The following is a 23,862-nucleotide window of genomic DNA, read 5'->3' as shown; positions in this document are numbered from 1 at the left end:
CTACTGCCCTTGCGCCCTCTCCCACTTCTTGCCTTTTTATTTCTGACATCCAGCCCCCTGCGGGCCCAACCGCCTGTTACCTCCCCGACTGCTCCAGCTGCTCTGCTTCTTCGGCCCGCCGCTGTGTTCGATGGCCAGACGCTGCACCCCGGCTGGGCGGTACTGACGGAGGGTGACAAAATAAAGGCTGTGGGGCCGGCAGCCCAGCTAACGGCTCCGGCTGGCACGCGCACCTTGGAGCTGCCGGGCCTCACGCTGCTGCCGGGCCTCATTGAGGGCCACAGCCACCTATTACTGCACCCCTACAACGAAACACCCTGGAACGACCAAGTGCTGCTCGAATCGGAAGCGCTGCGCGTGGCCCGGGCCACGGCGCACGCCCGCGCCACGCTGGCCGCTGGCTTTACAACGGCCCGCGACTTGGGCAGTGAGGGCGCTGGCTATGCCGATGTGGGCCTTAAGCAGGCAATTGACCGGGGACTGATTCCGGGGCCGCGGCTGCTGGTAGCCACTCGCGCCTTGGTGGCCACCGGCTCCTACGGTCCCAAGCTTTCGGTTGATATCGAAGTACCCCAAGGAGCCCAGGAGGCCGACGGCACCGACAACCTCATCCGGGCCGTGCGTGAGCAAATCGGCAAGGGTGCCGACATCATCAAAGTGTACGCTGATTACCGCTGGGGCCCCGGCGAGCCCAGCCGACCCACGTTTTCGCAGGACGAGCTGAACCTGATTGTGCAGACCGCCCGGAGCGCCGGCCGGCCCGTGGTGGCCCACGCCGGCACGCCCGAAGGCATGCGCCGCGCCACGCTGGCCGGCGTGCAAACCATTGAGCATGGCGACGGCGGCACGCTGGAAATATTCAAGCTGATGAAGCAGAGCGGCGTGGCTCTGTGCCCCACCGTAGCGGCCGGCGACGCCGTAGCCCAGTACCGCGGCTGGCAGAAGGGCACCGGCCCCGAGCCCGAGCGCATTCAACAAAAGCGCCTGAGTATGAAAGCCGCCCTGCAAAGTGGCGTGGAGCTAGCCATTGGTGGCGACGCGGGCGTATTTGCCCACGGCGACAACCTGCGCGAAGCCGAGCTGCTGGTGCGCGAATACGGCCTGACGAGCCTGCAGGCCCTGCGCGGCCTCACCAGCACCAACGCCCGCCTTTTCCAACTCCCCGACCGCGGCCAGCTAAAGCCCGGCCTACTGGCCGATATGGTGGCCGTTTCCGGCGACCCGACCCAGAACATCAGTGCTCTGAGGGTGGTGAAATTGGTGGTAAAAGGCGGAGTGGTGGTGGAGTGATGGAACTGTCATTCTGAGCAGCGCGAAGAATCTCGCGTACCACAGTAACTCTGCTGTTAGGCATTAGCATTGCATGCAAGATTCTTCGCGCTGCTCAGAATGACAACCCCTACTTATGGCCGTTCCACCCCCATCGCCTCTAACTGCGTAGCGTACTTATCATAAATCACCCGCAAATCCTGGGCGTGCTTGTCGGCGTCGGTGCCGATGCTCACGTTGCTGTCGTGGAAGCGGTGCAGGTGGCTGATGTGAGGGCAGATGACGGGCAGGTGGCCGGCCAACAGGAAGCGCACATATAGGTCGAGGTCCTCGGCCATTTCAATGTGTTCGTCGTAGCCGCCCACCTCATCAAACAGTTCGCGGCCGTAGCAGACGTTGCCTTGGATAAAGTGCTCGGCCCGAAAAATGGCCTGCAGCATATCCTGGGGCGAATCGAACTGCCAGGCGTAGTAGTCGTCGGCGGGCAGGTAGCGGCGGTTTTGGTCGATGCGCAGGAAATCGGCCACCAGCCAGGGACGGTTGGGGTGCTGCTCGATTTGCTGGCCGTAGTGAAACAGGGTACGCTGGAGCAGCAAATCATCGTCGTCAAGTGGTACAATCCAGGTGTCGGCGGGCGCATCGTGCTCGATGAGCAGGTTGCGGGCGGGGCCGGCGCGCAGCAGCTCGGGCTGGGTACGCACCCGCAGCGGCGGGCCGGGTTGGCGGGCGGCTTCTTGCAAGTAGCTGGCCGTATCGTCGGAGCAGGCGTTTTCGCAGACCAGGTGCTCAAACGAGAAGTCGAGCGGAGCCGACATGCTGGCCCGGACGCTTTCCACGGCCTCGGGCAGGTAGGCGTGGCGGTTGTGGGTGGGGGTGATAACGGAGAAGTGCATGGCTTCTATTCCGGCTAAGTCCCGAAAAAGTTGCGCCCTAGCCCAACGCTCAACTTTCGCGCGTCCCAAATCGTTAGCCAGGCGGGCGCTTCGGCACCTGGCAGGCCCGGTTTGGCGGCCCCGCAAATGGCGCGATTTGTGCCTGCAGCTTACCTTGCGAACTTCTGGCTACCCTTCTCTATTCATGATTCAACGTTCACTTTACCTGCCGGCACTGGCACTGGCCGGCCTACTCAGCAGCAGCGCCATGCCCACTGTGGCTCCGGCTATTACCACCGAAACGCTCATCAGCCGACTCACCAACGCCATCGACAACCTAAAAACCCTGCGCTGCAACGTGCGGGCCCAAGAGCGCATGGCGGGCAAATACCAGCAGGCTCGCACTTCGATGAAGATGAATTTCACCCCCTACAAAGTGTATCTGCGCAACGACGAGGGCATTGAGGTACTCTACGTAACGGGCCAGAACAGCGGCGACGCCTGGGTGTACCCCAATAGCTTCCCTTACGTAACGCTGAGCCTTGACCCGCAGGGTTCTATTATGCGTAAAGGCCAGCATCACAGCGTACTGGAGGCTGGCTACGGCACTATTTCCGACTTGCTCGACAGCTCAGGCGAGCGGGTAAATCCTGGCTTCGAGAAAACTTTTCGCTACACCGGCGACACTACCGTGGTAGGCCGCCCGGCCCACGTGCTGCGCTCCAGGTACCCGCAGTTTCGCTACGTGAGCTACAAGCCCGCCAAGGCCGAAACCACCAAAACCATCGCCGCTAAGTTTGGCTGCGGCGAATACCGCATTCTGGAGCGCAATAACCTAGGTCCCAACGCCACTGTGGCAGCGGGCAAAACGATTCAGGTGCCCAACGCCTACGGCAGCCGCATCACCATCTGCATCGACCAGAAACTGTATCTGCCCCTCGTAGTGCAGGTAAACGATGACAAAGGCCTGTTCGAAAAGTTCGAATTCTCCGATGTGGTGGCCAACCAGCCCATCCCCGCTCCCGAGTTCGCCAAAGGATTCAAGGGGTACAAACTCTAATCACAGCTGTTGCAGATAAAAAAGGAGTCGTTCTAACATTAGAACGACTCCTTTTTTATCTGCAACAGCTGTGATTTAGCGGCGCATGGTTTTCTCGATGTGGTCCCACATATCAGGCGTGAGCATTTCGAGCTTGTTGAACTCGCCAGCCCCATTAAGCCATTCGCCGCCGTCGAGCGTAACCACTTCGCCATTCATGTAGGCCGAAAAGTCTGACACCATGTAGGCAGCCAGGTTGGCCAGCTCCTGATGCTCGCCCACGCGCTTGAGGGGCACATTGGCGGCCGGGTCGAGCTTGGAGGCCAGCGGCTCGGGGAACAGGCGGCTCCAAGCGCCTTCGGTTGGAAATGGGCCGGGTGCAATGGCATTAGACCGGATACCATACTTGGCCCACTCCACGGCCAAGGAGCGCGTCATGGCCAATACACCGGCTTTGGCGGCGGCCGAAGGCACTACGTAGGCCGAGCCCACCGAGGCGTAAGTAGTCACAATGCTGAGGATGGTGCCGGGCTTTTTGTCGGCAATCCAGCGCTTGCCGAAGGCCAGGGTACAGTTATAGGAGCCCTTGAGCACGATGTCCACAATCACGTCAAAAGCCTTGTGGCTGAGGCGCTCGGTAGGGCTGATGAAGTTGCCGGCCGCATTGTTGAGCAGCACATCAACCCCGCCAAAAGTGCTGATGGTTTTTTCGAGCAGGGCCTCTACTTCGTCGTACTTGCGCACATCGCACTGCACGGCCAGGATGTTGGCGTTACCGGTCTGTTCGCGCAGTTCGGCGGCCGTTTTTTCGAGCACATCGAGCTTGCGGGAGCTGATAACCACGTTGGCCCCAAGCTGGAGGAAGTAGGTGGTCATGGCGCGGCCGAGGCCGGTGCCGCCGCCCGTCACAACGATGGTTTTGCCCTGCAGGGCGTTGTCGCGGAGCATGGGCTGGGCGTAGGGATGGGCAGAAGCCATAAGCAGAGAAAGCGTGTAATGGAAAGTGGAGATGCGTTAGAACCAGCCGCAAGATCGGCCAGATTTTCACAAGAAAGCCATTTCTCCCGTTTCTTGGTTTAGGCGGCGCGCCTTCATCGGCAGCCGGCTACCCGGATGGTTTTCCTGCGCCAGTTTTTTTGCCACCTTTAGGCTCATGATTCCACCCGCTACTCCTGCCACCCTTTCCACCACCGCCGCCCTACCCACCGTGGCCGTACTGGGCTGCGGCTGGCTGGGCCTGCCGCTGGCCCGGGCCCTGATGGCCGCCGGCTACCCCGTGCGCGGTACCACCACCACGCCCAGTCAACTCCTGACGCTGCACGACGCCGGTATCCAGCCCTTTCTGCTACGCCTCACTCCCGCCCTCACCCCCACCGATGCCGACACGCTGAACGTATTGCTGCAAGGCGTAGAGGTGCTGATACTGAACGTACCGCCGGGCCGCGGCCCCGGCCAGCCCGAAGCCTACCCCATCATCCTCGGCCAGGTTGCCGAAGCGGCCGCTGCGGCCGGGTTGGCCCACGTGCTACTGGTCAGCTCGACTGGCGTGTACCCCGATCAGGCGCGCATCATGCACGAGGACGATGCGCAGGCCTCTCCCGAAGCCGAATCGCACCTGCTGCGGGGCGAAGCACTTTTCCAGGGGCCAACCAATACGGTGATACGCATGGCCGGCCTGATGGGCCCCGGCCGACAGCCAGGCCGTTTTCTGGCCGGGCGCACGGGTGTGGCTCACGGCGAGGCGCCGGTCAACATGGTCCATCAGCACGACTGCATTGGGCTGCTGCTGAAAGTGCTGGAACTAGGCCTGTGGGGCCACACATTGAACGGCTGCGCCGCCAGCCACCCCAGCCGCCGCACTTTTTTCACCGCCGCCGCCAGCCAGCTAGGCCTCAATCCACCCACCTTCGCCGAGGGCACCAGCAGCGGCAAGCAGATCGACTCAGCGGCCATCCGCCACCTCACCCAGTACCAATTCCGGCACGACGATGTGGTAGCGGCCCTGTCGTTCTGCTAATCCGCCACAAGTGCTCCGCGGTGGTTAATTTTGTCGAATGAAGGATGAGTCGAGTGAAGGATGAACTGAAGACAGTAGCAGTGATAGGCGGCGGCGCGGCCGGCTTTTTCGGGGCCATTGCCTGCGCCGAAGCAAACCCGGCACTACGCGTGCTGCTGCTCGAAAAAACTGGTAAGCTGCTAAGCAAAGTCCGTATTTCGGGCGGCGGCCGCTGCAACGTTACGCACGCCGCCGACACGCCTGCACAGCTCGTGCAACATTACCCGCGCGGCGGCGCGCAGCTCAAACAGCCCTTCCACACCTTCGGCGCGCTCGACACAGTGCGCTGGTTTGCCAACCGCGGCGTGCAGCTCAAAACCGAGCCCGATGGCCGCATGTTCCCCATTACCGACTCGTCGGAAACGGTAGCCCAGTGCCTGCTCGACGCCGCTCGCCGGGCCGGTGTCGAAGTCCTGACCCACACGGCGGCCGACAGCATCCGGGCGCTGCCCGAGGGCGGCTTCGAGCTGACGCTGAGCGGTGCGAGTGCCCCGCCGGTGCTGCGCGTGGCGCGGTTGCTGGTAGCCACCGGCGGCGCGCCCAAATCGGAGCAGTATAATTGGCTGCGGCAGCTGGGCCACGCGATACAGGAGCCGGTACCGAGCCTGTTTACTTTCAACGTGCCCAATTCGCCGCTGCGCGAGCTGCCGGGCGTAAGCGTGCCCCGGGCCCGCGTGCGGGTGGCCGGCGAAAAGCTCGATTACGAGGGTCCGGTACTGGTGACGCACTGGGGCTTGAGCGGGCCGGCCGTACTCAAGCTCTCGGCCTGGGGTGCCCGCCGACTGCACGAGCTCAGCTACCGCAGCATTGCGCTGGTGAGCTGGCTGCCTGATTTCACCGAAGACACTCTGCGCAGCCATCTGCAGGAACACCGCGGTCCCCACGGCCGCAAGCTGGTGCTATCCAACCCGCTGCTGGGTCTGCCGCAGCGGCTGTGGCGCACCCTGGCCGAGCAGGCGGGCATCGGCCCCGAAACCCGTTGGAATGAGCTGCCGGCCAAGCTCCAAAATCGCTTGATTGAGGCGCTACTGCGCACGGCCCTGCCTGTAGCCGGTAAAACCACTTATAAGGAGGAGTTCGTAACCTGCGGCGGTATTTCACTAGCCGAAATCAATATGCAGACCATGGAAAGCCGCCTCGTGCCGGGCCTGCACTTTGCAGGTGAAGTGCTCGATATTGACGGCATTACGGGCGGCTTCAACTTCCAAGCAGCCTGGACCACCGGCTTTTTGGCCGGCCGCGCCATGAGCCAACTGCTTGCCTCCTGACAGCCGCTTTCAGTTATAACGCCTAAACTAAAAGATAAAGGGAGGCCCCAGCTTAATTAGCTGGGGCCTCCCTTTATCACGTTAAGTTGATTGAAACTGAGGTGATCTAAAAACCTGCTCCACTTCAATCAGGCATTAGTAGCGGTTGTCGTCATCATCGTCGCGGCGGTTGCTACGGCGCGACGAATTATCGTCTGAGTAGCTGTTCCGGCCGTCCTGGTTTTGGCGGTTTTGGCCGTAGTTGCGTTCATTGTCGCGGTTTTGGTTATCGCGGCCCTGGTTACCATAACCGCTGTTCATCGAGCCGCCACGGTTCATCGAAGAATCATCATTGTACGACTGCGAGCCGTAGTTGCCCCGCTGGTTGCTGTAGCCACCGTTGTTCATATTGCGGTTCGGCGAGTAATCGTCGTAGCCACTGTTCATGTTGCGGCCACTTTGGTTCGACGAGGAACGGTTGCGCTGATCATAATCGTCCTGGCCGTAGCTATTATGGCTGTAGCCGCGGTTACTGCTGCCGTATCCGCCGTCGTCGCGCCGGGAGTTGTTCCGGCCGTAGTCGTTCTGGTCGTTGTCACGGTTGCCATAGCCGCCGTTGCTGCCCATGCTGCTGTTCGAGTCGCGGTTGCCCGACGACGAGTAATCATTGTCGCGGCTGCCGTAGGATCTGTTGCCATACGAGTCGTTGCCGTACGAGCGGTTGCGGTCGTTGCCGCTATTATAAGAGTCGCTGCGGTTGCGGTCTGATGAGCGGTGGTCGTTGTCGTAATCCGAGGAGGAGTTGCGGCCGTACGACGATGAACTACTGTAGTTCCGGTCCGAGTTGTTGCGATAGTCATTATCGCGCCCGCCGTTGTAGTTGCCGTAGCTGTTGCGGCCGCTCTGGTTGTTATCGTAATCGTTGTAGCTATCGTTTTGCCTGTTGCTGCGCATGTTGCTATTGCTACCCATGCCCATATCATCGCCCTGGCGGCCGTAGCTACCCTGGCTCGACGAGCTGCCCGAGTTCATCCAATTGCGGTTGCTATCATCTTGGCGGCCGGAGTTGCTATTCGAGTTGTTGCGGTCGTTGTTGCGGTCCTGATAAGACGAGCGGCTGTAACTATCCGAAGACGAGGACGAGTAATCGTTGTTGCGGTCGGAGCCACTGTTGCGGCCGTAGTCCTGCTGGCTGCTCGAGTTACGGTCCTGATAGCCAGAGTTCATTGAGTTACCATACTGATTGTCACGGTTCTGATTTTCTGAATTGTTCATAGCATTTTGGGAATTAGAGGATTGGTGATTAGACGTAGTGGCCGCATCGGTGCTGTCCGAATATTGAGCGGAAGAACCGGCACTACTTTTTTTAGCGGCAGTATTTTTCTTGTCTGACTTACTTGCCGTGTCCGACGTTTTATTGGCGCCTGTCGAACCGGACTTCTTGGCATCAGGCTTGAGGGTCGAGGGCTTAGCCTCCTTGTTCGGCTGCTTCTTGGTATCACCTAGGCCGCCTTTTCCAACGCTCATTTCGGCCGATGCCAACTCCTTGCTTGTTGTGCTACCGGAATTATTGCCGGTAGAACTCATCGAGCTATTGGAACCCGAATTGCCCTGCGCTTGGCTGCCTGAACTCATGCCTGAAGAGGAAGAATCAGTCGTGGGAGCGGATGGTTTTTTTTGTTCATTTTCCATTGTAGGGTGGGGTTTTGTAGTAACAGAACAATTGATAACAGACTGTTAAATCATACGCCCATTACCCCACACCGTTTAGATCAGACAGGTATAAGTTATTGTGTATTTGCACTTTTCAAGCCTTGACACCCGCTTAACCGTCGATTCAGAACTTTCAGGTTTCATTTTTTGAACAGGAATCAGCAACAGTATTTTACCGAGCTCAAGCACAACACCTACCTGGCCTATAGTTACCGTTCTGTTACACCACCAGCCGCGCACTACCCTCCTTCCAGGCTAGTCGGGCAAGGCAACCTCACTTCCGTTTTAGGAGTAAAGAGAGGTATTACCGACTCTCCCATCTCTTACCTTAACTTCCTTTTCCTATGGATTCCAAAGTATTGCAAGCTGGCCTCAACGAACTTATCGAAACCCTGAAGGATGGCCAGAAAGGCTATGCCGAGGCAATGACCGACGTAGAGGGCGCCGACCTGAAAGACCTCTTCAAGAAATACGCCGCCCAGCGTTCCAGCTACATCACGGAGCTGGAAGATCAGATGTTCAAGCTCGACCTTAAGCCCGACGAAGAGTCGTCCATCACCAGCGCCGTGCACCGTGCCTTCATCAACCTGAAGGGCCTGATTACCGGCAAGGACCGCCACGCCATTCTGGCCGAGTGCGAGCGTGGCGAAGATTACGCCAAGGCGGCTTACGAGAAAGCCGTGAAGATGCAGGATATACCAGCCGCGCTTAAAACGGTTATTGACAAGCAAGCTTCCGGCATTAAGCAGGCCCACGACGAAATCCGCAACCTGCGCGATGCCGCCAAATAAATGATTGATTAGCGCTCCGCTATCAGTTCTAAGTAAGAAGAGGACGCTTCTCCCGAAGCGCCCTCTTTTTGTTTTTGGAATAGGCAGGTAATTCTTAGTCAGGATTAAAAGCAGAGAGCCCCTGTCTCAGTAAGACAGGGGCTCTCTACTTTATTTAGCTAATCTACGCTGAAATGATGATGATGAGTAAAATCATGATTGAGCAGCGTGGAGCAGCAGTTTACTCGTCGCGGCGCTTGCCTTTGTAGCCGCCGCCGAAGCTGCTGCCACCGCGGTTGCCGCCGCCGTACGAACCACCACTGCCGCCTTCGCGGCTGTTGCCGTAGCGGCTTCCGCCACCACTGTACGAGCCGCCGCTTTTACCGCCGCCGTAGCTGTTGCCGCCTTCGCGCCGGTCGCCGTAGCTGCCGCCGCGGTTGCCGCCACCGTACGAGCCGCCGCCTTCGCGCCGCTCGCCGCCACCGAAACCACCGGGTCCCCGACGGGGACGCTCACCACGGTCGCCACCTTGCTGCTGGGCATCACCTTCCTGAACGGGCGTGGCAATGTTGAAGGCTACCGGACGACCCTGGATGCTGCTGCGGCCAAGCTGGGCCACAATTTCTTCCACGAACTCGTTAGGCACTTCCACGAAGCTGAACTTGTCGTAGAGGGCGATGTCGCCCACTTTACCAGCCGTGAGGCTGGTGTTTTCGGCAATCAGGTCTACGATGTCGCGGGGGTGCAGACGGTCCTTCTTGCCCATCGTTACGAACAGGCGGGTGAAGCCAGCACGAGCGGCACCCTGGGTGCGGCTGGCGTCGAGGCTTTCCTGCGCCCGCTTGTCTTCCTTCATCGTCATCTTCAACAGCGCGGCTGCGATGTCGAGGGAAGTGATGCTCTCGTCGGTGCTCTGGTCGATGAGGCGCTGTACGCGGCTTACGTACTTGTCGAGGTTGCCCTTTTCAATTACGTCTTTAATCGAAGCGAGCATGAGCGTGGTTTTCACCTCCGACACATCCTCAAACGAAGGCACGCGCTCCTGCTTGATGGTAGCCTTGGTGAAGCGCATGATGTCGCGCAGCTTATAAATGTCGCGGCCGCTCACGAAGGTGAAGGCTTTGCCCTGCTTGCCGGCGCGGCCGGTGCGGCCAATGCGGTGCACGTAGTACTCCTCGTCGGCGGGCAGGTCGTAGTTTACTACTACTTCCACGTTCTCCACGTCGATGCCGCGGGCGGCTACGTCGGTGGCTACCAGAATCTCAAGCGTGCCCTTGCGGAACTTGTCGAGCGTGTTCTGGCGCTGCTGCTGGCCCATGTCGCCGTGCAAACCTTCGGCGAAGTAGCCTTTGGCCTGCAGGTCGCCCACGATGTCGTCGACCATGCGCTTGGTGTTGGCGAACACGATGCCCGACTTGATATTGTACATATCAATGAGTCGGGTCAGCACGTCCTTTTTCTGAGGACCACGCACCTCGAAGTAGCTCTGCTCGATGTTGGTGACGGTCATCTCCTGATGATTCACCTTCACGATTTGCGGCTCCTTCTGGTAGCGCTTGGTCATTTCCATGATGGGCTTGCTCATCGTGGCGGAGAAAAATACCGTCTGACGCTCTTCAGGCATCTTCTTGAGCACCGTCTCGATGTCGTCGCGGAAGCCCATGTCGAGCATTTCGTCGGCCTCATCGAGGATGATCATTTTGCAATTGTCGAGCTTCAGCGTACCGCGCTCGATGTGGTCCATCACACGGCCGGGTGTGCCAATTACAATCTGCACGCCGCGCTCCAGAGCCCGGAACTGGCGGTCGTACGACGAGCCACCGTAAATCGGCACTACCGCAAGGCCGCGCTTGTACTTGCCGAGCTTCTGAATTTCGCCCGATACCTGCACCGCCAGTTCGCGGGTGGGGCAGAGTACGAGGCACTGCACTTCGCGCGAATCGGTGTCGACCAGTTCGATGGCGGGGATAGAGAAGGCGGCCGTTTTGCCGGTGCCCGTCTGGGCCTGGCCGATAACGTCGCGGCCACCGAGCAGGGCGGGAATAGCGCCGGCCTGGATAGGCGAGGCTTCTTCGTAGCCGACTTCGGTGATGGCACGCTGCATTTCTTCAGAAAGCGTCAGCTCGCTGAACTTGGTTTTTGGGGTTTCCTGGTCCATATCAGTGTTAATGGAGTGAGAGAGATAAGCTCTGAAAACAGCGGATTCAGCGACGCTCTTCTCCCACTCTCTCCACAACGACGAGTGACGGAACAACGGACGGAAGACAAAGCCGGCCCAACAAGTTTCTATAGGCAGCTCGAAGCTGCGCGGAACGTGGCCGTTCTCAAATGCGGGTGCAAAGGTATGGTTTTTTAACGGGAAAAGCGAATTAACGATAGGCTTTCAAGAACTGTCGTGCTAAACGAAGGCGTCATCCGTAGTCGAAGCCTCTCTACTGCAACGCTGGTAATCTCGTTTAGTTACCCAACCCGGAATGCGGAGGTCAATGTACGGGCGAAGCTTGGCTCTGCGTGATACCTCTTCAGGTCCGCTCAATTCTCCTGACCACTAACAAAAAAAGCAGGCTCCCTAATAGGGAGCCTGCTTTCTATGCTATCTAAAAAGAAGGTCGCTTAGGCGAGCTTTACTTTAACAGCGTTAGGACCTTTGCGGCCCTGGGCGATTTCGAACTCAACTTTGTCCTGGTCGCGGATTTCGTCGATGCACTCGGTCACGTGTACGAAAACGTCTTCGCCGGTCTCGTCCACTTTGATGAAACCAAAACCTTTGGTCTCGTTGAAGAATTTTACAGTTCCTGTCTGCATGGGTACTCTTGATGATGATGGATGTTTTGTAGCAAGAAAAGCTGCCTGAGCTTAATTGGGCTATCTTTTACGAAGAACTCAACTGGGCAACGAAACCGCCTTTTCTTAACCTGCATCAAATATACAGGTATATTTTAGAACTGGAGGATTTCGGCAACGACAGGCGCGAAATTTTAGTGTGCCGGGGCCATTATATCTGCAGGCCGGACTATAGCGCGAAACCCCAGCTTCGCGCATCCTTAGAACGGTTACAACGGCCCCGGACGTCGGCAACCATGCGCAAAGCCGGAGCTTCGTGCTACAGCCCGGCCGCCCGTACCTTTGGAAACATGGATACGCCCGCCACCCCCGCCTTCCGCTTCGCCCACACGATAACAGTGCAGCCGGCCGACATCGACGACCTCGACCACGCTAACAATGTGCAGTACGTGCGCTGGGTGCAGGACACGGCCACCGCGCATTGGCACACCGCCTACCCCACCGGCACGCCCGGGCACTCCTATATATGGGTGGTGCGCGAGCACCGCATCCAATACCGCCACCCGGCCTTGCTGCACGACGAGCTGCGCTGCACCACCTGGATTGGCGAAGTGCGCGGCGCCCAATGCCAGCGGTTCGTCCGCATCGAGCGGGCCACCGATAGCAAACTACTCTGCGAAGCCGAGACGCAATGGGTACTGCTGGACCCCGTCAGCAAGCGGCCTATGCGAATTGAGGCCGGGATGCGCGACTATCTGTGGGGGCCGGTGGGGTAACCTCATTCTGATTCAGGACACAGTAAAAAAAAACGGTCCGGCCACGCCTAAGCGCAACCGGACCAGTTCCTGTGCAAGTGCCTGGGGCTACAGCTGAATACCCTGATTTTTCATCTCTTGCTCCTGGGCGGCGTGGTTGGCAGCAAACTCGGCGTGCTGGGCCTCGGTGCGCTCGGCACCGAGGCTGGCCAGATGCTCGCGCAGCTTATCGACGGGAAAATTGGTACAGTACACCGGGGTACCGGGCTGCTGCCGCCACGACTGGTGCAGCGTGCCGTCGTCCACGGCGTCGAAGCCCAAATCCTCCACCAGCGCCATTACCTGCTTTTTGGCGGCGGCATCGTCGCCGGCTATGGGCAGGGCAATGCGGCCGGGCGTACCGGCGGGCTGGCCCATGTTTTCGAGGTGGTCGGCGTAGATGTTGTTGAACACCTTAACCACTGGCCGGCCCAAGTGCTGTTGCACCCACTCGCTCTCAGTCAGCGAGCCGCTCTGCAACTCCGGAATCTGGCCGTCGCGCAGCATGGGGTAGTAATTGCTGGTGTCAATGATGGGCACGTCGGCGCTTACGCCCTCGAACAGGTCCGGAGCCAAGTCGGGAATGTTTTTGAGCGGGATGGTGACTACAATGACCTCGCCGTGACGGGCGGCTTCGCGAGCCGTAGCGGGCGTGGCGCCGGTTTTTTTAGCTACATCCGTCAGCGTTTCGGGGCCGCGGGAGTTGGCTATAAGAACCGAGTGGCCGAGGCCGACGAGCCGCACGGCAAGGGCGCTGCCAATGTGGCCGGCGCCAATAAGTCCAATATTCATGGCTGGATTGTTAACAAGTGAAACAGCCGCGGCAACTGCGCGGCGTGGTTGTAACAACGCCCGACCGGCTGGTTTGTTCAGGTGGAGGTCAGCCGGCAGCCCAGTCCTTCTCGGCCAGACCACCCCAATTGGGCCGCTCAGGCAGTATGCCGATAGAGGGATTAACCCGACCTTTGCTTGGCTATTCTACCCTCCCCAATGTCGCAGCCCAACAAGCCCACCTTCCGCATCTACTCATCTTCGGCCGGCTCCGGCAAAACCTACCAGCTTACTATGCTTACTCGCTTAGCTCTTTTATTGCTCTTATGCTTATCAAGCAACACGCTATTTGCGCAAACACAAGTCAGCCCCAAGACTTCAATCAAAAAAACAGTGAGGCAGATGGCCCGAGTAGGCATTCTGAAATGCGAATTGGTGGGTCGAGCGCCTATTAAGCCTCAGCAATACTTACGTTTTGATTTGCTCCGCAAGCAATGCACTGATGCAGAATTAACTGCTTTGCTTAAGCATCGTGCGCCTGTAGTTCGAGCGTACGCCTTCCAAGCCTTGTCGGAAAGATCAGAATCAGATCTACTACCATTATTACTCCAGCAACGGCGCGACACGGCGAAATTCGCGCAACAGTGTGGTTGTATAGGTTCAACCACCACAGTAGTTGAAAGTATGCTTCAGGATTATGAAGGTAGTCCTCAATATGCTCAAGACACGCTGAGCACCGAGCGGAAAACACTTGCGGCGAATATGAGCGAGGAATCCATAGAAAGATTTGCCAAGGTTAGGGCGACATACAAACGGTCAACTGAAAAGCAGAGACGTGAGTTGATTCGAGAAGCCCGTCTTCTAAAAGCCCACGACGAAAACTATTAATTCCTTCTATGCCCTCCCAGCCTACCTTCCGCATCTACTCGTCTTCGGCCGGCTCCGGCAAAACCTACCAACTCACCAAGGAATACCTGAAGCTGGCGCTGGGCTCGGAGGAGGCCGGTTACTTCAAGCGGATTCTGGCCATCACGTTCACCAACGATGCGGCGGGCGAGATGAAGAAGCGGATTCTGGAGGCGTTGCGGCGGTTTGCGCGCCTGCCCGAGGGCCAGCACGACCCGCTGCTGGCCGATATTGCCCGGGAGCTGGCCGCCGAAGGGCCGCTGGCCCACCTGGAAACAGCCGAGGAGCGCGAACGGGTGCTGCGGGAGCGGGCGGCGGCCACGTTCCGACTGGCCCTCTACCACTACGCCGATTTTGCGGTGAGCACCATCGACTCGTTTGTGCAGCGCATCGTGACGGCCTTTACCCGCGAGCTGGGGCTGCCGGCCACGTTTGAGGTAGAGCTGGATAGCTCCCTGGTGCTGCAGGGTGCGGTGGCGCTAGTGCTCGACCGGGTGAACCGCGACCCGAACGCCGATTTGCTTTCGCGCACGATTTCCGACTTCGCGCTTAACAAGGCTGAGGAAGGCAAGAGCTGGAACAACCTGCCCGAGGAGCTGGTCGAGTTTGGGCAGTTTCTGCTGAGCGAGCCGGTGCACGAGGCTATGCAGCAACTGCAGGTGCTGAGCCTGGCCGACTACCGGCGGCTGCACGAGGGCCTGCGGGCCCGGCAGCAGGAAATTGAGGCGCTGGTGCAGCAAACGGCTGCCCTGGCGCTCGATGCGCTGGCCGAGGCCGGGCTGGAACCCGAACACCTGGCCAGCGGGGCCAACGGCATCTATGGCCATTTCCAGAACTGGCACCGCTGGCTGGAGGCCCCCGCCAAAGACGCCAGCTTCCCGACGGCCACCGCCCTCAAAACTCTGGAAACCGATAAATGGGGCAGCGCCGCCGCCAAAAAGCAGGGCCGCGAAGCCGATGTAGCGGCCGTGGCGCCGGCGCTGGCCCACACGTTCGAGCGGCTCCAGGAGATACGGACGCGCCTGCTGCCCAGCTACCTGCTGGCGGCCGGCATGCTGCCCTACGTGTTTCAGGTGAGCTTGCTGAGCGAGCTGAGCAAGGCCGTGGAGCAACTCAGCCGCGACCGGAACGTGGTGCTGATTGCCGAGTTCAACCGCCGCATTGCCCAGATTGTGCTGCACGAGCCGGTGCCGTTCCTGTATGAGCGCATGGGCGACCGGTACCAGCATCTGTTGATTGACGAGTTTCAGGACACCTCGGTGCTGCAGTGGAATAACCTGCTGCCGCTGGTGGAAAACGCGCTGGGCAGCGGCCACCTCAATCTGGCTGTGGGCGACGCTAAGCAGGCCATTTACCGCTGGCGGGGCGGCGAAATGGAGCAGATTCTGCGCCTCTATAAGAAGGAAACCAGCCACCTCTACGACCGGGTGCCCGACCCCGAAACCCGCCAGCGCCTGGCCGACCGCTACCAGACCATCACCCCCGCCCTGGAGGCCCGCAACCTGAACGTGAACTATCGCTCGGGGCGCGACATCATCGAGTTCAACAACGCCTTTTTCGGCCACGTAAGCGCCACCCACGGCGCGCTGCCGCTGGTGCAGAGCCTGTTCGATGAAGGCTTCACCCAGCAAAGTCCGCCCGGTGAGGAGGCGGCGCGGGCCCATGTGGAGCTGCTGTTTACCGACGACGACGCGCCCGCTACCCGCTACGACGCGGCCCACGGCACCTTCACGCCCGACACGCTGCCCGGCTTTCTGGCGTACCAGACGCTCGACTACGCCGAAAGCACGCTTTATCTCACGCTGCAACTGGTACAGCAGGCACTGGCCGACGGCTACCGGCTGCAGGATATTGCCGTGCTCTGCCGCACCCGCGGCAACAGCCGCCACACCGCCAAATTCCTGAAAGAGCGGGGCTACGATATTATTTCGGCCGATTCGCTGTCGTTGGAATTTGCCGAGGTGGTGAACCTGCTGGTAGCGGTGTTTCGGGTGCTGAATCGGCCTGATGACACGCTGGCCCGCGCCGAGGCTCTGCTGCTGGTCGACCGCGTGGTGCGCGGCCACGCCCCCACCCCCGACCGGGCCCGGCGCTGGGCCGAGCTGGCCAACGACAAGGCGGCCGAGCCATTTTTTGAGGAGCTGCGCACGCTGGGCTACGACCTCAAGGAGAAGGAAACCGGCAACCTGGGCCTCTACGAGTTGACGGAACGGCTGCTGGGCCTGTTTGGCCTGCTGGACCGAGCGGCGGAGCGCGAGTACCTGTTCCGGTTTCTGGACCTGACGCTCGAATATAGCCTGCGCTACGGCAACAACCTCAACAACTTCCTGGCTTACTGGGACCAGAAGAAGAGCAGCCTGAGCATCAACGCCCCCGCCGGCCGCGACGCGCTTACCATAACTACGGTGCACAAGGCTAAGGGCCTCGCCTACGGCGTGGTGATTGTGCCATTTGCTGATTGGAGCCTGCGGCCGTTTATGGGCACGCTGCTATGGGGGCGGCTACCCAACGTGGCCGACCGGCCGGTGGCCGATATGCCCGGCGTGGCCGTGCTCAGCCAGAAGCAGGACCTGCTGCTCACACCCCTGGCCGCGCAGTACACCGAGGAGCTGGAAAAGACGTTTCTGGAGGGCTTAAACATGCTCTACGTGGCCTTTACTCGCCCGAAGCACCGCCTCTATGTCATCACCAAAAAGCCCAAACCCACCAAAGCCAGCAGCAAGAACGACGACGGTGAAACCAGCTCCGACAAGCCCGCCGCCACCGTGGCCGAGCTGCTGCACCGCTACCTGGTAAGCACCGGCCACTGGGACGACGAGCAAATTGCGTACACGTTGAGTGAAGCTGTTAGCTCGGAGTTGTTGGCTGATAACTCCCCGGCCAAAAAAGCAACGAGCCAGCAAATGCCAGCCAGCAACCAGCTTCTGCTCACCAACCTCACCAGCACGCCCTGGGAGCAGCGGCTGCGGCTGCGGCGGCACGCCAACACCGTATTCGATTTTGATGAGCAGCAGGAGCAACGCGAGTGGAACCGCCGTCTGCACTACGCCCTGCGCCGCGTACGGCAGGCCGCCGACGTGGAGCGAGTGGCATCTCAGCTCGCGGCCGAGGGTCTTATCAGCCTACAGGAGCGCCCCACGCTGCTGGCCAAGCTGCGCGAGGTAACCGACGATGCGCGGCTGGCCCATTACTTCAGCGACCAGGTGGTGGCCGAGGCCGAACGCGAAATTCTGGTGGGCGGCACCCGCAAGCAGGACTACAAGCCCGACCGCATCGTATTCGAAACCACGCCCGACGGCTTAGGCCGGAGTGTAACGCTGCTCGATTTCAAGCTGCCGCCCACCGAGTTCCGGCACCGGGTGCCGCTGCAGCAGTACGCGGCCCTATTCCGGCAGTTAGGCTACGAGCAGGTGCGCTGCGTGCTATATTACTTTGATACCCGGGAAGTGGTGGAGTGGGAGGCGTAGTTCTGCGAATGAGTCAAAGGGAACGTCATTCAGAGCGCAGCGAAGAATGACATTCCTCCTAGTTCTGTTCCACCCCCAGTTCGCTATGCCTGATTTGGCGGCTGTAAGCCGGCTTGGAACCGCCTACCTTTGCGGCCTGCCCGTTTTGCCGCTTTCATGGAACCCACCGTTACGCCCGCGCCCCGCTCGGCCCTCACGTTTATCTTTATCACGCTGCTGCTGGATGTAACGGGCATCGGCATCATCATTCCCGTAATTCCGAAGCTGATTCAGCACCTGACCGGGGGCACCGTGAGCGAGGCGGCGCAGGTGGGCGGCTGGCTGGTGTTTGCCTACGCGGCCATGCAGTTCCTGTTTTCGCCGGTGCTGGGCAACCTCTCCGACCAGTTTGGTCGGCGGCCGGTGCTGCTGTTTTCGCTATTGGGTTTCGGCATCGATTACCTGTTTCTGGCCTTCGCCCCCACCCTGGCCTGGCTGTTTGTGGGCCGGGCCATTGCGGGCATCACCGGGGCCAGCGTCACAACGGCCTCCGCCTACATTGCCGACGTTTCGACGCCCGAAAAGCGGGCCCAGAACTTCGGGTTGATTGGGGCTGCGTTTGGGCTGGGCTTCATTCTGGGGCCGTTGCTGGGCGGGGTGCTGGGCGAATACAGCCACCAACTGCCGTTTCTGGCCGCCGCCGCCCTCACGCTGCTCAACGTGGTGTACGGCTACTTCGTGCTACCCGAATCGTTGCCCATTGAGCGGCGGCGGATGTTTGCCTGGAAGCGGGCCAACCCCATCGGCAGCCTCCGGATGCTGGGGCGCTACCCCGTTATTCTGGGGCTGGTGGCCTCCCTGCTCTTCCTCTACGTAGCCGCCCACGCCACCCAAAGCACCTGGACGTACTACGTGATGGAGAAATTCAGCTGGAGCGAAAAGTGGGTGGGCTACTCGCTGGCCGCCATCGGGCTGCTGGTGGCCGTTGTGCAGGGCGGGCTCATCCGGCGCATCAACCCGGTACTGGGCCCCAAACGGTCGGTGTACTTGGGGTTGCTGCTGTATGCGCTGGGCTTCGTACTGTTCGCGTTTGCCAGTAAGAGCTGGATGATGTTCGCGTTTCTGGTACCTTACTGCCTGGGCGGCATTGCCGGCCCGGCGTTGCAGGGCATCATTTCGGGCCAGGTGCCGGCCAACGAGCAGGGCGAGCTGCAAGGCGCCCTCACCAGCCTGATGAGCCTCACCTCCATCGTGGGTCCGGTACTCATGACGAGCCTGTTCTCCTACTTCACCCGCCCCGCGGCCCCGGTATATTTCCCTGGCGCACCCTTCATTCTGGCGGCCGTGCTCACCCTCATCAGCGTAGCCCTGGCCGCCCGCTCGCTGGCCAGCTACGTGGTGCCGGTGAATGAGTAAGTGCTGTGGGATTTCGGCTACTAAGCGTCCGTTTGCACCCGCAACTCCAGCTTTTCTCCCGCCGGGTTCAAGCCATCGAACGCCCCATGCTCCGGCTCTGACGCTTCGGGGTGCAAGTAATAGTCATTCGTTTCAACTACCCGGTGCCAGCGCAGAGTAGCCAGTTCCAGATACATCAGCCAGGTGGTTCCGGCGGGCTCCTGCTCCGGATGAGGTTCCACCAGTTGCAGGAAAAGTCCGTCGGACCACTCACGGCATAAGTCGCTCACGATTTGCCCATGCAGACCGGGTATTTCGGGGATGGTTTGCAGAAGGTATAGGCTGGGGTAGTATTGTTCTTGAGAAGCCAACTCCTCCCACTTATTAAACAAGTCCAGCAGCTCCGCTCCTACCTCTTCTCGCTCCTGATAAATACCAATCAGTTCCAGCTGGCCGTTACGAAACAGCACCGCGGGCTCCTCTACCTCTGGCGGCGGCACGGGCAGCGATGGGTAGCCCAGCCGTTGCCGGCCGTTTCGAATTAGCTGTGCTAATTTCTCCCGCGTCCCCAGCACCAGCAAGATGGGCAGTACAACGATTCCCATCAGCACTGCTGCCGCCACTCCGCCCACCAACAGCGGCGCGGCCTTCACGTACTCCCAAGTAGTAGTTCCGGGGAAAACGGGCGGCGGAGTAATGGTTTTTTGAACAGTGAACGGCATACGGTTGGGCGAATCAGAGTAGTCTTTAGTAAATCAAGTTGTGGAGGGCGATGTAGGGGCGGGGCTTGCCCCCCGCCCGCCGCTGAAACGAGGCATTGCGGCCTTTATCCGCCGTTCAACGCTACTGTGTAATGGCGGGCGGGGACAAGCCCCGCCCCTACGTCGTTCTCCGCAACCCACTCCGCAACTTAGGTTTTTCTGCGAACAGAAGCCGGTTTCTGAGCGAAAGGCACTGTACCTTTAAGTAGATTTCCTGACCCGCCGCGCATGCCCACTTCCCTCCCCGACCTGCCCCTTTTCGCCGCTGCCCCCACGCTGCCGCCCACTGCCACTTTGCCCGACGCCACGCCCTTCCTGACCCGGGTAGCCCGCGAGTTGGTGGCCCAGTACGGCGGGCCCGGCGGCGAGCTGTCGGAGCTGGTACTGGTGGTGCCCACACGGCGGGCGGTGGTGTACCTGCAGAACGAGCTGAGTCTGGCCGCCGAGGCCGGTCAGGCGGTATGGAGCCCGCGGGTGGCTTCGATGGAAGACTACATGGTGGAGCTGGCCGGCGTGCGCGTCGAGGAGCCGATTGCCTTGCAGCTGCTGCTGTTTGAGATTCTGCAGGACATCGACCCGCAGCTCAATTTCGACCAGTTTGTGGGGTGGTCGGCGCTGCTGCTGCAGGATTTTTCGAGCCTCGACCAGAACCTGGCCTCGCCCCGCAAGGTGTTCGAGTACCTGAGCCAGGCCAAGGCCTTGGAGCGCTGGGATTTGGGCGCCGAATACCAGCTTCCGAGCTCAACCACGGCCTATTTCCGCTTCTGGGACGACCTCGACAAGGTGTACCTGCGCCTGAAAAAACGGATGCGCCGCGACCGACTGGCCTACCCCGGCCTGGCCTACCGGCTGGCCCAGCGCCGGGTGCGCGAGCAGCTGGAGGCCGGCGAAACCCTGCCCCGGCACGTGTTCGTGGGCCTGGGCTTCCTGTCGAAGGCGGAGGAGCGACTTATACGCCACCTGCGCAAGGCCCGCCTCGCCGATGTGCTCTTCGATGGCGACGCGTTCTACCTCGAACCCGGCTCGCCCAACCGCGCCGGCCAGCACCTGCGCCAGTACCAGGAGCGGCTCGATTTGCCCTGGGAAAACTTCGGTGGGCCGGCCGAGTTGCTGCGCCAGCTGCCGCGCACCGTGCGCATGGTGGGAGTGGCCAACTCCTCGATGCAGGGCAAGCTGGCCGGCCAGTTGCTGGCCGCCGCCCGCCAGGCCAACCCCACGGCCAAAGTAGCCGTGGTGCTACCCGACGAAACACTGCTGCTGCCCGTGCTTCATGGCTTGCCCCCGCGCGAGGTGCCCGAGTACAACGTTACCATGGGCCTCAATTTCCAGAGCACGCCTCTGTTCAACCTCGTGGATCTGCTGTTTGAAGTGCACCTGACCGGCGTGCGCGAAGGCTCGCAGGAAACGGGCTACGGCGTGCCCCGCTACCACCATTTGGCCGTCAGCAAGCTGCTGCAGCACCCGTTTCTGCGCCGCTACCAAAGCTGGCTCGACAAGCAGCCCGACACACCCGAGGACCAGCAGGGTATGCTGGACAAGGTGTGCCGCGCCATTGTGCAGCGCCACGCGGTGCTGCTACCGGCCGAGGAGCTGGTCGAGCTGGGCCAGGGCCACCCGCTGCTCACGGCCCTGTTTGCCACCTGGAACAACTGCGACGACATCATTGCGGCCTGTAACACGCTCATCGACCTGCTCAAAAAGGCCTACCAGGACCAGCATTCCGCCATCGAGGCCGAGTACCTGTACCTGTTCTACACGCTCATCAAGCGCCTGCACTCGGTGTTCGACTGCCGGGAGCAGCGGCTGTCGGTGCGCTCGTTCCGGCGGTTTCTGTACGAGCAGATGCGCAACACCCGCCTGCCTTTCAGCGGCGAGCCGATTGCCGATGTGCAGGTGATGGGCCTGCTCGAAACCCGCGCCCTCGACTTCGACCACGTCATCATCCTGAGCTGCAACGAGAACGTGCTGCCGGCCCCCAAGCGCCACAGTTCCCTATTTCCGTACGATGTGCTCACCACCTTCGGCCTGCCCACCTACGCCGACCACGAGGCGGCCACCGCCCACCAGTTCTGGCGCCTACTGCAGCGCGCCAGTCAGGTCGATTTGCTACATATCCTGCCCGGCGCCGAGGGTACCCGAACCGGCGAGCGAAGCCGTTTCCTGCTGCAGCTGGAAAACGACCTGGCCCTGCAGAACCCCCGGATGGAGCTGCTGGATTTGACCGTTACTTCTTCAGTTGATAGCTTAGAGCTGTTAGCTGACAGCTTCTCGTTGAACGAAGCTGACAGTCAGCAACTACTAGCTAACAGTTCAAAAGAAGCCACTGACCTCACCCTCGAAAAAGACGCCGGGATGCTGCTGGCGCTGCGCGAACTGCTGCAGAAAGGTCTCTCGCCCACGGCCCTAAACCAGTACCTGGGCTGCTCGCTGCAGTTCTATTTCCAGCGGATTGCCCGCTTCCGTGAGAACGAGGAGGTGGAGGAAGCCCTCGGGCCCGACGGCTTCGGCACGGCCGTGCACGAGGCACTGGAGGAGCTGCTGATGCCCTTCTCGCAGCAGCAGACGCCCGGCGCCCCGGCCCTGACGGCGGCCGATATTCCGGGCTTGCTGGCCCTGGCCCCGATTATGGTAGCCAAGGCCCTGCGCAAGGAGGTAGCCGGCCGCCACGCCCGCGCCGATGAGGGCCTCAACCACGTGCTGGGCCAGGTGGCCAAGCAGCTGGTGCGCCGTTACCTCGAAAGCCTGCTCGACTCGGAAGACGCCCTGCCCCTGCGCATCCAGAGCCTCGAAGAGCCCCTGCAGGCCACCGTGTACGTGGCCCTGGAGGGCGGCGAGAAGCTGCGCGTAAACCTGTTCGGCCTCGCCGACCGCGTAGACCAGCTGCCCAACGGCGACCTGCGGGTGGTGGATTACAAATCGGGCCTCGTGGAGAAGTCGCACCTGCAGTTACTGAAGCGCAACGAAGCGCCGGCCGCGGCCGTGGAGCGCCTGCTCACCGATGCTACCCCCTCGGCCGACAAGGTGCGCCAGCTTTGGCTCTACCGCTTCCTGCTGGCCCAGCAGGGCCGTCCCGCCGCCGACGCGGCCATCATCTCGCTCCGCAACCTGGCCGCTGGCCCCATGTCGGCCGACATGGGCTTTCTGACGGCTGAGGGCCAGGATTTCGGGCGCCACAGCGAGGAGCTGCTGGGCCAGCTGGTGCGCCGCATCCTCGACCCAGCCGAGCCCATTCGTAAAACTGACGACCTCGATAAGTGCCAGTACTGCGCCTACCGGGGCATTTGCGCGCGCTGACCCGGACGGGTGGGGGCAGACCGTGACTGAGTTGTACGCTCCACGCCGTAGGCTACTACGCGAACCTGGTCGATGTAGGGGGGCTGCGCATCCTGCTGTAGCACGCGAGCCTGGTAGGCAGCGACGTCTTGCTGATTCACCATAGCAAAAGTCACCCGTAGCAGGAACTGGGCACGCGTCGGCCGGCCCTGGTAAACGGCCGGAATCCAGCGGTCGGGCTGCTGTTTGAGCACCGTCCACACGGCCTCGGTGCATTCTTTGGAAGGCGTGGTTACCACTTGGTAATCCTGGGTTTTGCCTTGTTCATTCACGACGTAAGAAATGACTACCTCGCCCTGCTGACCCTGTTGCAGCGCGGCTACCGGATACCGAATGCTCTTACCAATATCGGCCGTGCGCTTGGCGCGGCTGCCCATGTAGTGCGGAGCGCGGCTGGGGCGCGCTAGTTGCCAGTCGTCGTTCAAATACAGCAGGTAGCGGGCCGTATCGGGGCGGCTGTAGGCAATGCGGCTCGAATCATAGTTCATGCGCAGCGTCAGCTCGCCTTTATCGTCATAATACTCCCAGATACCAGTGGGTCGGCCGTCGGTCAGCGTGCCTCTTTCAAAAAAAGCAGCTAGTGCGGCGTCCGCTGCGTCCGGAGTTTTGGCTTTACGGTCTTTCTTTTGGGCGAGTAGTAGCGTTGGGCTGGCGGCGAGCAGCATCAGGAGTAGCAGGAAGTAGCGGTGAGGCATAGTGGAAAAGA

Annotated in this window: 18 protein-coding genes; 10 read left to right on the top strand and 8 right to left on the bottom strand. The window is 60.6% G+C overall.

The features are described from left to right. Nucleotides 1-9: 9 nt before the first annotated feature. Complete coding sequence (locus tag HW556_RS06935) at nucleotides 10-1,290, top strand: metal-dependent hydrolase family protein (protein WP_176899275.1); 1,281 nt, start codon at nucleotides 10-12, stop codon at nucleotides 1,288-1,290. A gap of 113 nt (nucleotides 1,291-1,403) precedes the next feature. Here the strand turns inward: HW556_RS06935 and HW556_RS06930 are convergent, their stop codons facing one another. After that, entirely contained in the window at nucleotides 1,404-2,162 is a 759-nt protein-coding gene (locus HW556_RS06930) for a glycosyltransferase family 2 protein (protein WP_176899273.1), read from the bottom strand. Nucleotides 2,163-2,346: 184 nt separating this feature from the next. Here HW556_RS06930 and HW556_RS06925 point away from each other — a divergent pair, with 184 nt between their 5' ends. Then, the gene (locus HW556_RS06925) at nucleotides 2,347-3,201 is read left to right on the top strand and encodes a DUF1571 domain-containing protein (protein ID WP_176899271.1); all 855 of its coding nucleotides are present in this window, start codon (nucleotides 2,347-2,349) and stop codon (nucleotides 3,199-3,201) included. Nucleotides 3,202-3,276: 75 nt separating this feature from the next. On the opposite strand, the gene HW556_RS06920 is transcribed toward HW556_RS06925, so the two are convergent. Then, the gene (locus HW556_RS06920) at nucleotides 3,277-4,158 is read right to left on the bottom strand and encodes an SDR family oxidoreductase (RefSeq protein ID WP_176899269.1); all 882 of its coding nucleotides are present in this window, start codon (nucleotides 4,156-4,158) and stop codon (nucleotides 3,277-3,279) included. A gap of 175 nt (nucleotides 4,159-4,333) precedes the next feature. Between HW556_RS06920 and HW556_RS06915 the strand changes: the two genes are divergently transcribed. Both HW556_RS06915 and HW556_RS06910 read left to right on the top strand, forming a co-directional pair. Beyond that, a complete protein-coding gene (locus tag HW556_RS06915; RefSeq protein ID WP_176899267.1) occupies nucleotides 4,334-5,197 on the top strand; it encodes a Rossmann-fold NAD(P)-binding domain-containing protein in 864 nt (287 codons plus the stop codon). 44 nt (nucleotides 5,198-5,241) lie between these two features. Then, nucleotides 5,242-6,504, top strand: a complete 1,263-nt coding sequence (locus tag HW556_RS06910; RefSeq protein ID WP_176899265.1) for a BaiN/RdsA family NAD(P)/FAD-dependent oxidoreductase — start codon at nucleotides 5,242-5,244, stop codon at nucleotides 6,502-6,504. A 135-nt stretch (nucleotides 6,505-6,639) separates the two neighbouring features. Here the strand turns inward: HW556_RS06910 and HW556_RS06905 are convergent, their stop codons facing one another. Next, complete coding sequence (locus HW556_RS06905) at nucleotides 6,640-7,710, bottom strand: hypothetical protein (protein ID WP_176899263.1); 1,071 nt, start codon at nucleotides 7,708-7,710, stop codon at nucleotides 6,640-6,642. A gap of 830 nt (nucleotides 7,711-8,540) precedes the next feature. Here HW556_RS06905 and HW556_RS06900 point away from each other — a divergent pair. Beyond that, on the top strand, nucleotides 8,541-8,987 hold the full coding sequence (locus HW556_RS06900) for a PA2169 family four-helix-bundle protein (protein WP_176899261.1): 447 nt from the start codon (nucleotides 8,541-8,543) through the stop codon (nucleotides 8,985-8,987). Between the two features lie 220 nt (nucleotides 8,988-9,207). Here HW556_RS06900 and HW556_RS06895 read toward each other — a convergent pair whose 3' ends face one another. Then, nucleotides 9,208-11,124: a DEAD/DEAH box helicase gene (locus HW556_RS06895; RefSeq protein ID WP_176899259.1), complete on the bottom strand. Its 1,917-nt coding sequence runs from the start codon at nucleotides 11,122-11,124 to the stop codon at nucleotides 9,208-9,210. A 455-nt stretch (nucleotides 11,125-11,579) separates the two neighbouring features. Further along, the gene (locus HW556_RS06890; protein WP_019947277.1) at nucleotides 11,580-11,771 is read right to left on the bottom strand and encodes a cold-shock protein; all 192 of its coding nucleotides are present in this window, start codon (nucleotides 11,769-11,771) and stop codon (nucleotides 11,580-11,582) included. Between the two features lie 275 nt (nucleotides 11,772-12,046). Here HW556_RS06890 and HW556_RS06885 point away from each other — a divergent pair, with 275 nt between their 5' ends. Next, complete coding sequence (locus HW556_RS06885; RefSeq protein ID WP_176899256.1) at nucleotides 12,047-12,526, top strand: acyl-CoA thioesterase; 480 nt, start codon at nucleotides 12,047-12,049, stop codon at nucleotides 12,524-12,526. Nucleotides 12,527-12,613: 87 nt separating this feature from the next. Here HW556_RS06885 and HW556_RS06880 read toward each other — a convergent pair whose 3' ends face one another. Beyond that, nucleotides 12,614-13,459, bottom strand: coding sequence for an NADPH-dependent F420 reductase (locus HW556_RS06880; RefSeq protein ID WP_394354132.1), 846 nt, complete (start codon nucleotides 13,457-13,459; stop codon nucleotides 12,614-12,616). A gap of 75 nt (nucleotides 13,460-13,534) precedes the next feature. Here HW556_RS06880 and HW556_RS06875 point away from each other — a divergent pair, with 75 nt between their 5' ends. From HW556_RS06875 to HW556_RS06865, 3 genes are all read left to right on the top strand, one after another. Then, a complete protein-coding gene (locus HW556_RS06875; protein ID WP_176899252.1) occupies nucleotides 13,535-14,203 on the top strand; it encodes a hypothetical protein in 669 nt (222 codons plus the stop codon). A gap of 8 nt (nucleotides 14,204-14,211) precedes the next feature. Beyond that, nucleotides 14,212-17,688: a UvrD-helicase domain-containing protein gene (locus tag HW556_RS06870; RefSeq protein ID WP_176899250.1), complete on the top strand. Its 3,477-nt coding sequence runs from the start codon at nucleotides 14,212-14,214 to the stop codon at nucleotides 17,686-17,688. A 156-nt stretch (nucleotides 17,689-17,844) separates the two neighbouring features. Further along, complete coding sequence (locus tag HW556_RS06865) at nucleotides 17,845-19,083, top strand: TCR/Tet family MFS transporter (protein WP_176899248.1); 1,239 nt, start codon at nucleotides 17,845-17,847, stop codon at nucleotides 19,081-19,083. Between the two features lie 20 nt (nucleotides 19,084-19,103). On the opposite strand, the gene HW556_RS06860 is transcribed toward HW556_RS06865, so the two are convergent. Further along, nucleotides 19,104-19,784 carry a hypothetical protein gene (locus HW556_RS06860; protein ID WP_176899246.1) on the bottom strand — a complete coding sequence of 227 codons (681 nt, stop codon included), beginning with the start codon at nucleotides 19,782-19,784 and terminating at the stop codon, nucleotides 19,104-19,106. 267 nt (nucleotides 19,785-20,051) lie between these two features. Between HW556_RS06860 and HW556_RS06855 the strand changes: the two genes are divergently transcribed. Continuing rightward, nucleotides 20,052-23,117 carry a PD-(D/E)XK nuclease family protein gene (locus HW556_RS06855; protein WP_176899244.1) on the top strand — a complete coding sequence of 1,022 codons (3,066 nt, stop codon included), beginning with the start codon at nucleotides 20,052-20,054 and terminating at the stop codon, nucleotides 23,115-23,117. Here HW556_RS06855 and HW556_RS06850 read toward each other — a convergent pair. After that, complete coding sequence (locus HW556_RS06850; RefSeq protein WP_176899242.1) at nucleotides 23,093-23,851, bottom strand: energy transducer TonB; 759 nt, start codon at nucleotides 23,849-23,851, stop codon at nucleotides 23,093-23,095. The two genes, HW556_RS06855 and HW556_RS06850, sit on opposite strands and share 25 nt — an antisense overlap. Nucleotides 23,852-23,862 lie beyond the last annotated feature (11 nt).

The sequence above is a fragment of the Hymenobacter terrestris genome (genome assembly GCF_013377905.1).
In the GTDB taxonomy this organism is placed as follows: domain Bacteria; phylum Bacteroidota; class Bacteroidia; order Cytophagales; family Hymenobacteraceae; genus Hymenobacter; species Hymenobacter terrestris.
This window is presented reverse-complemented; position numbering and strand designations above follow the sequence as displayed.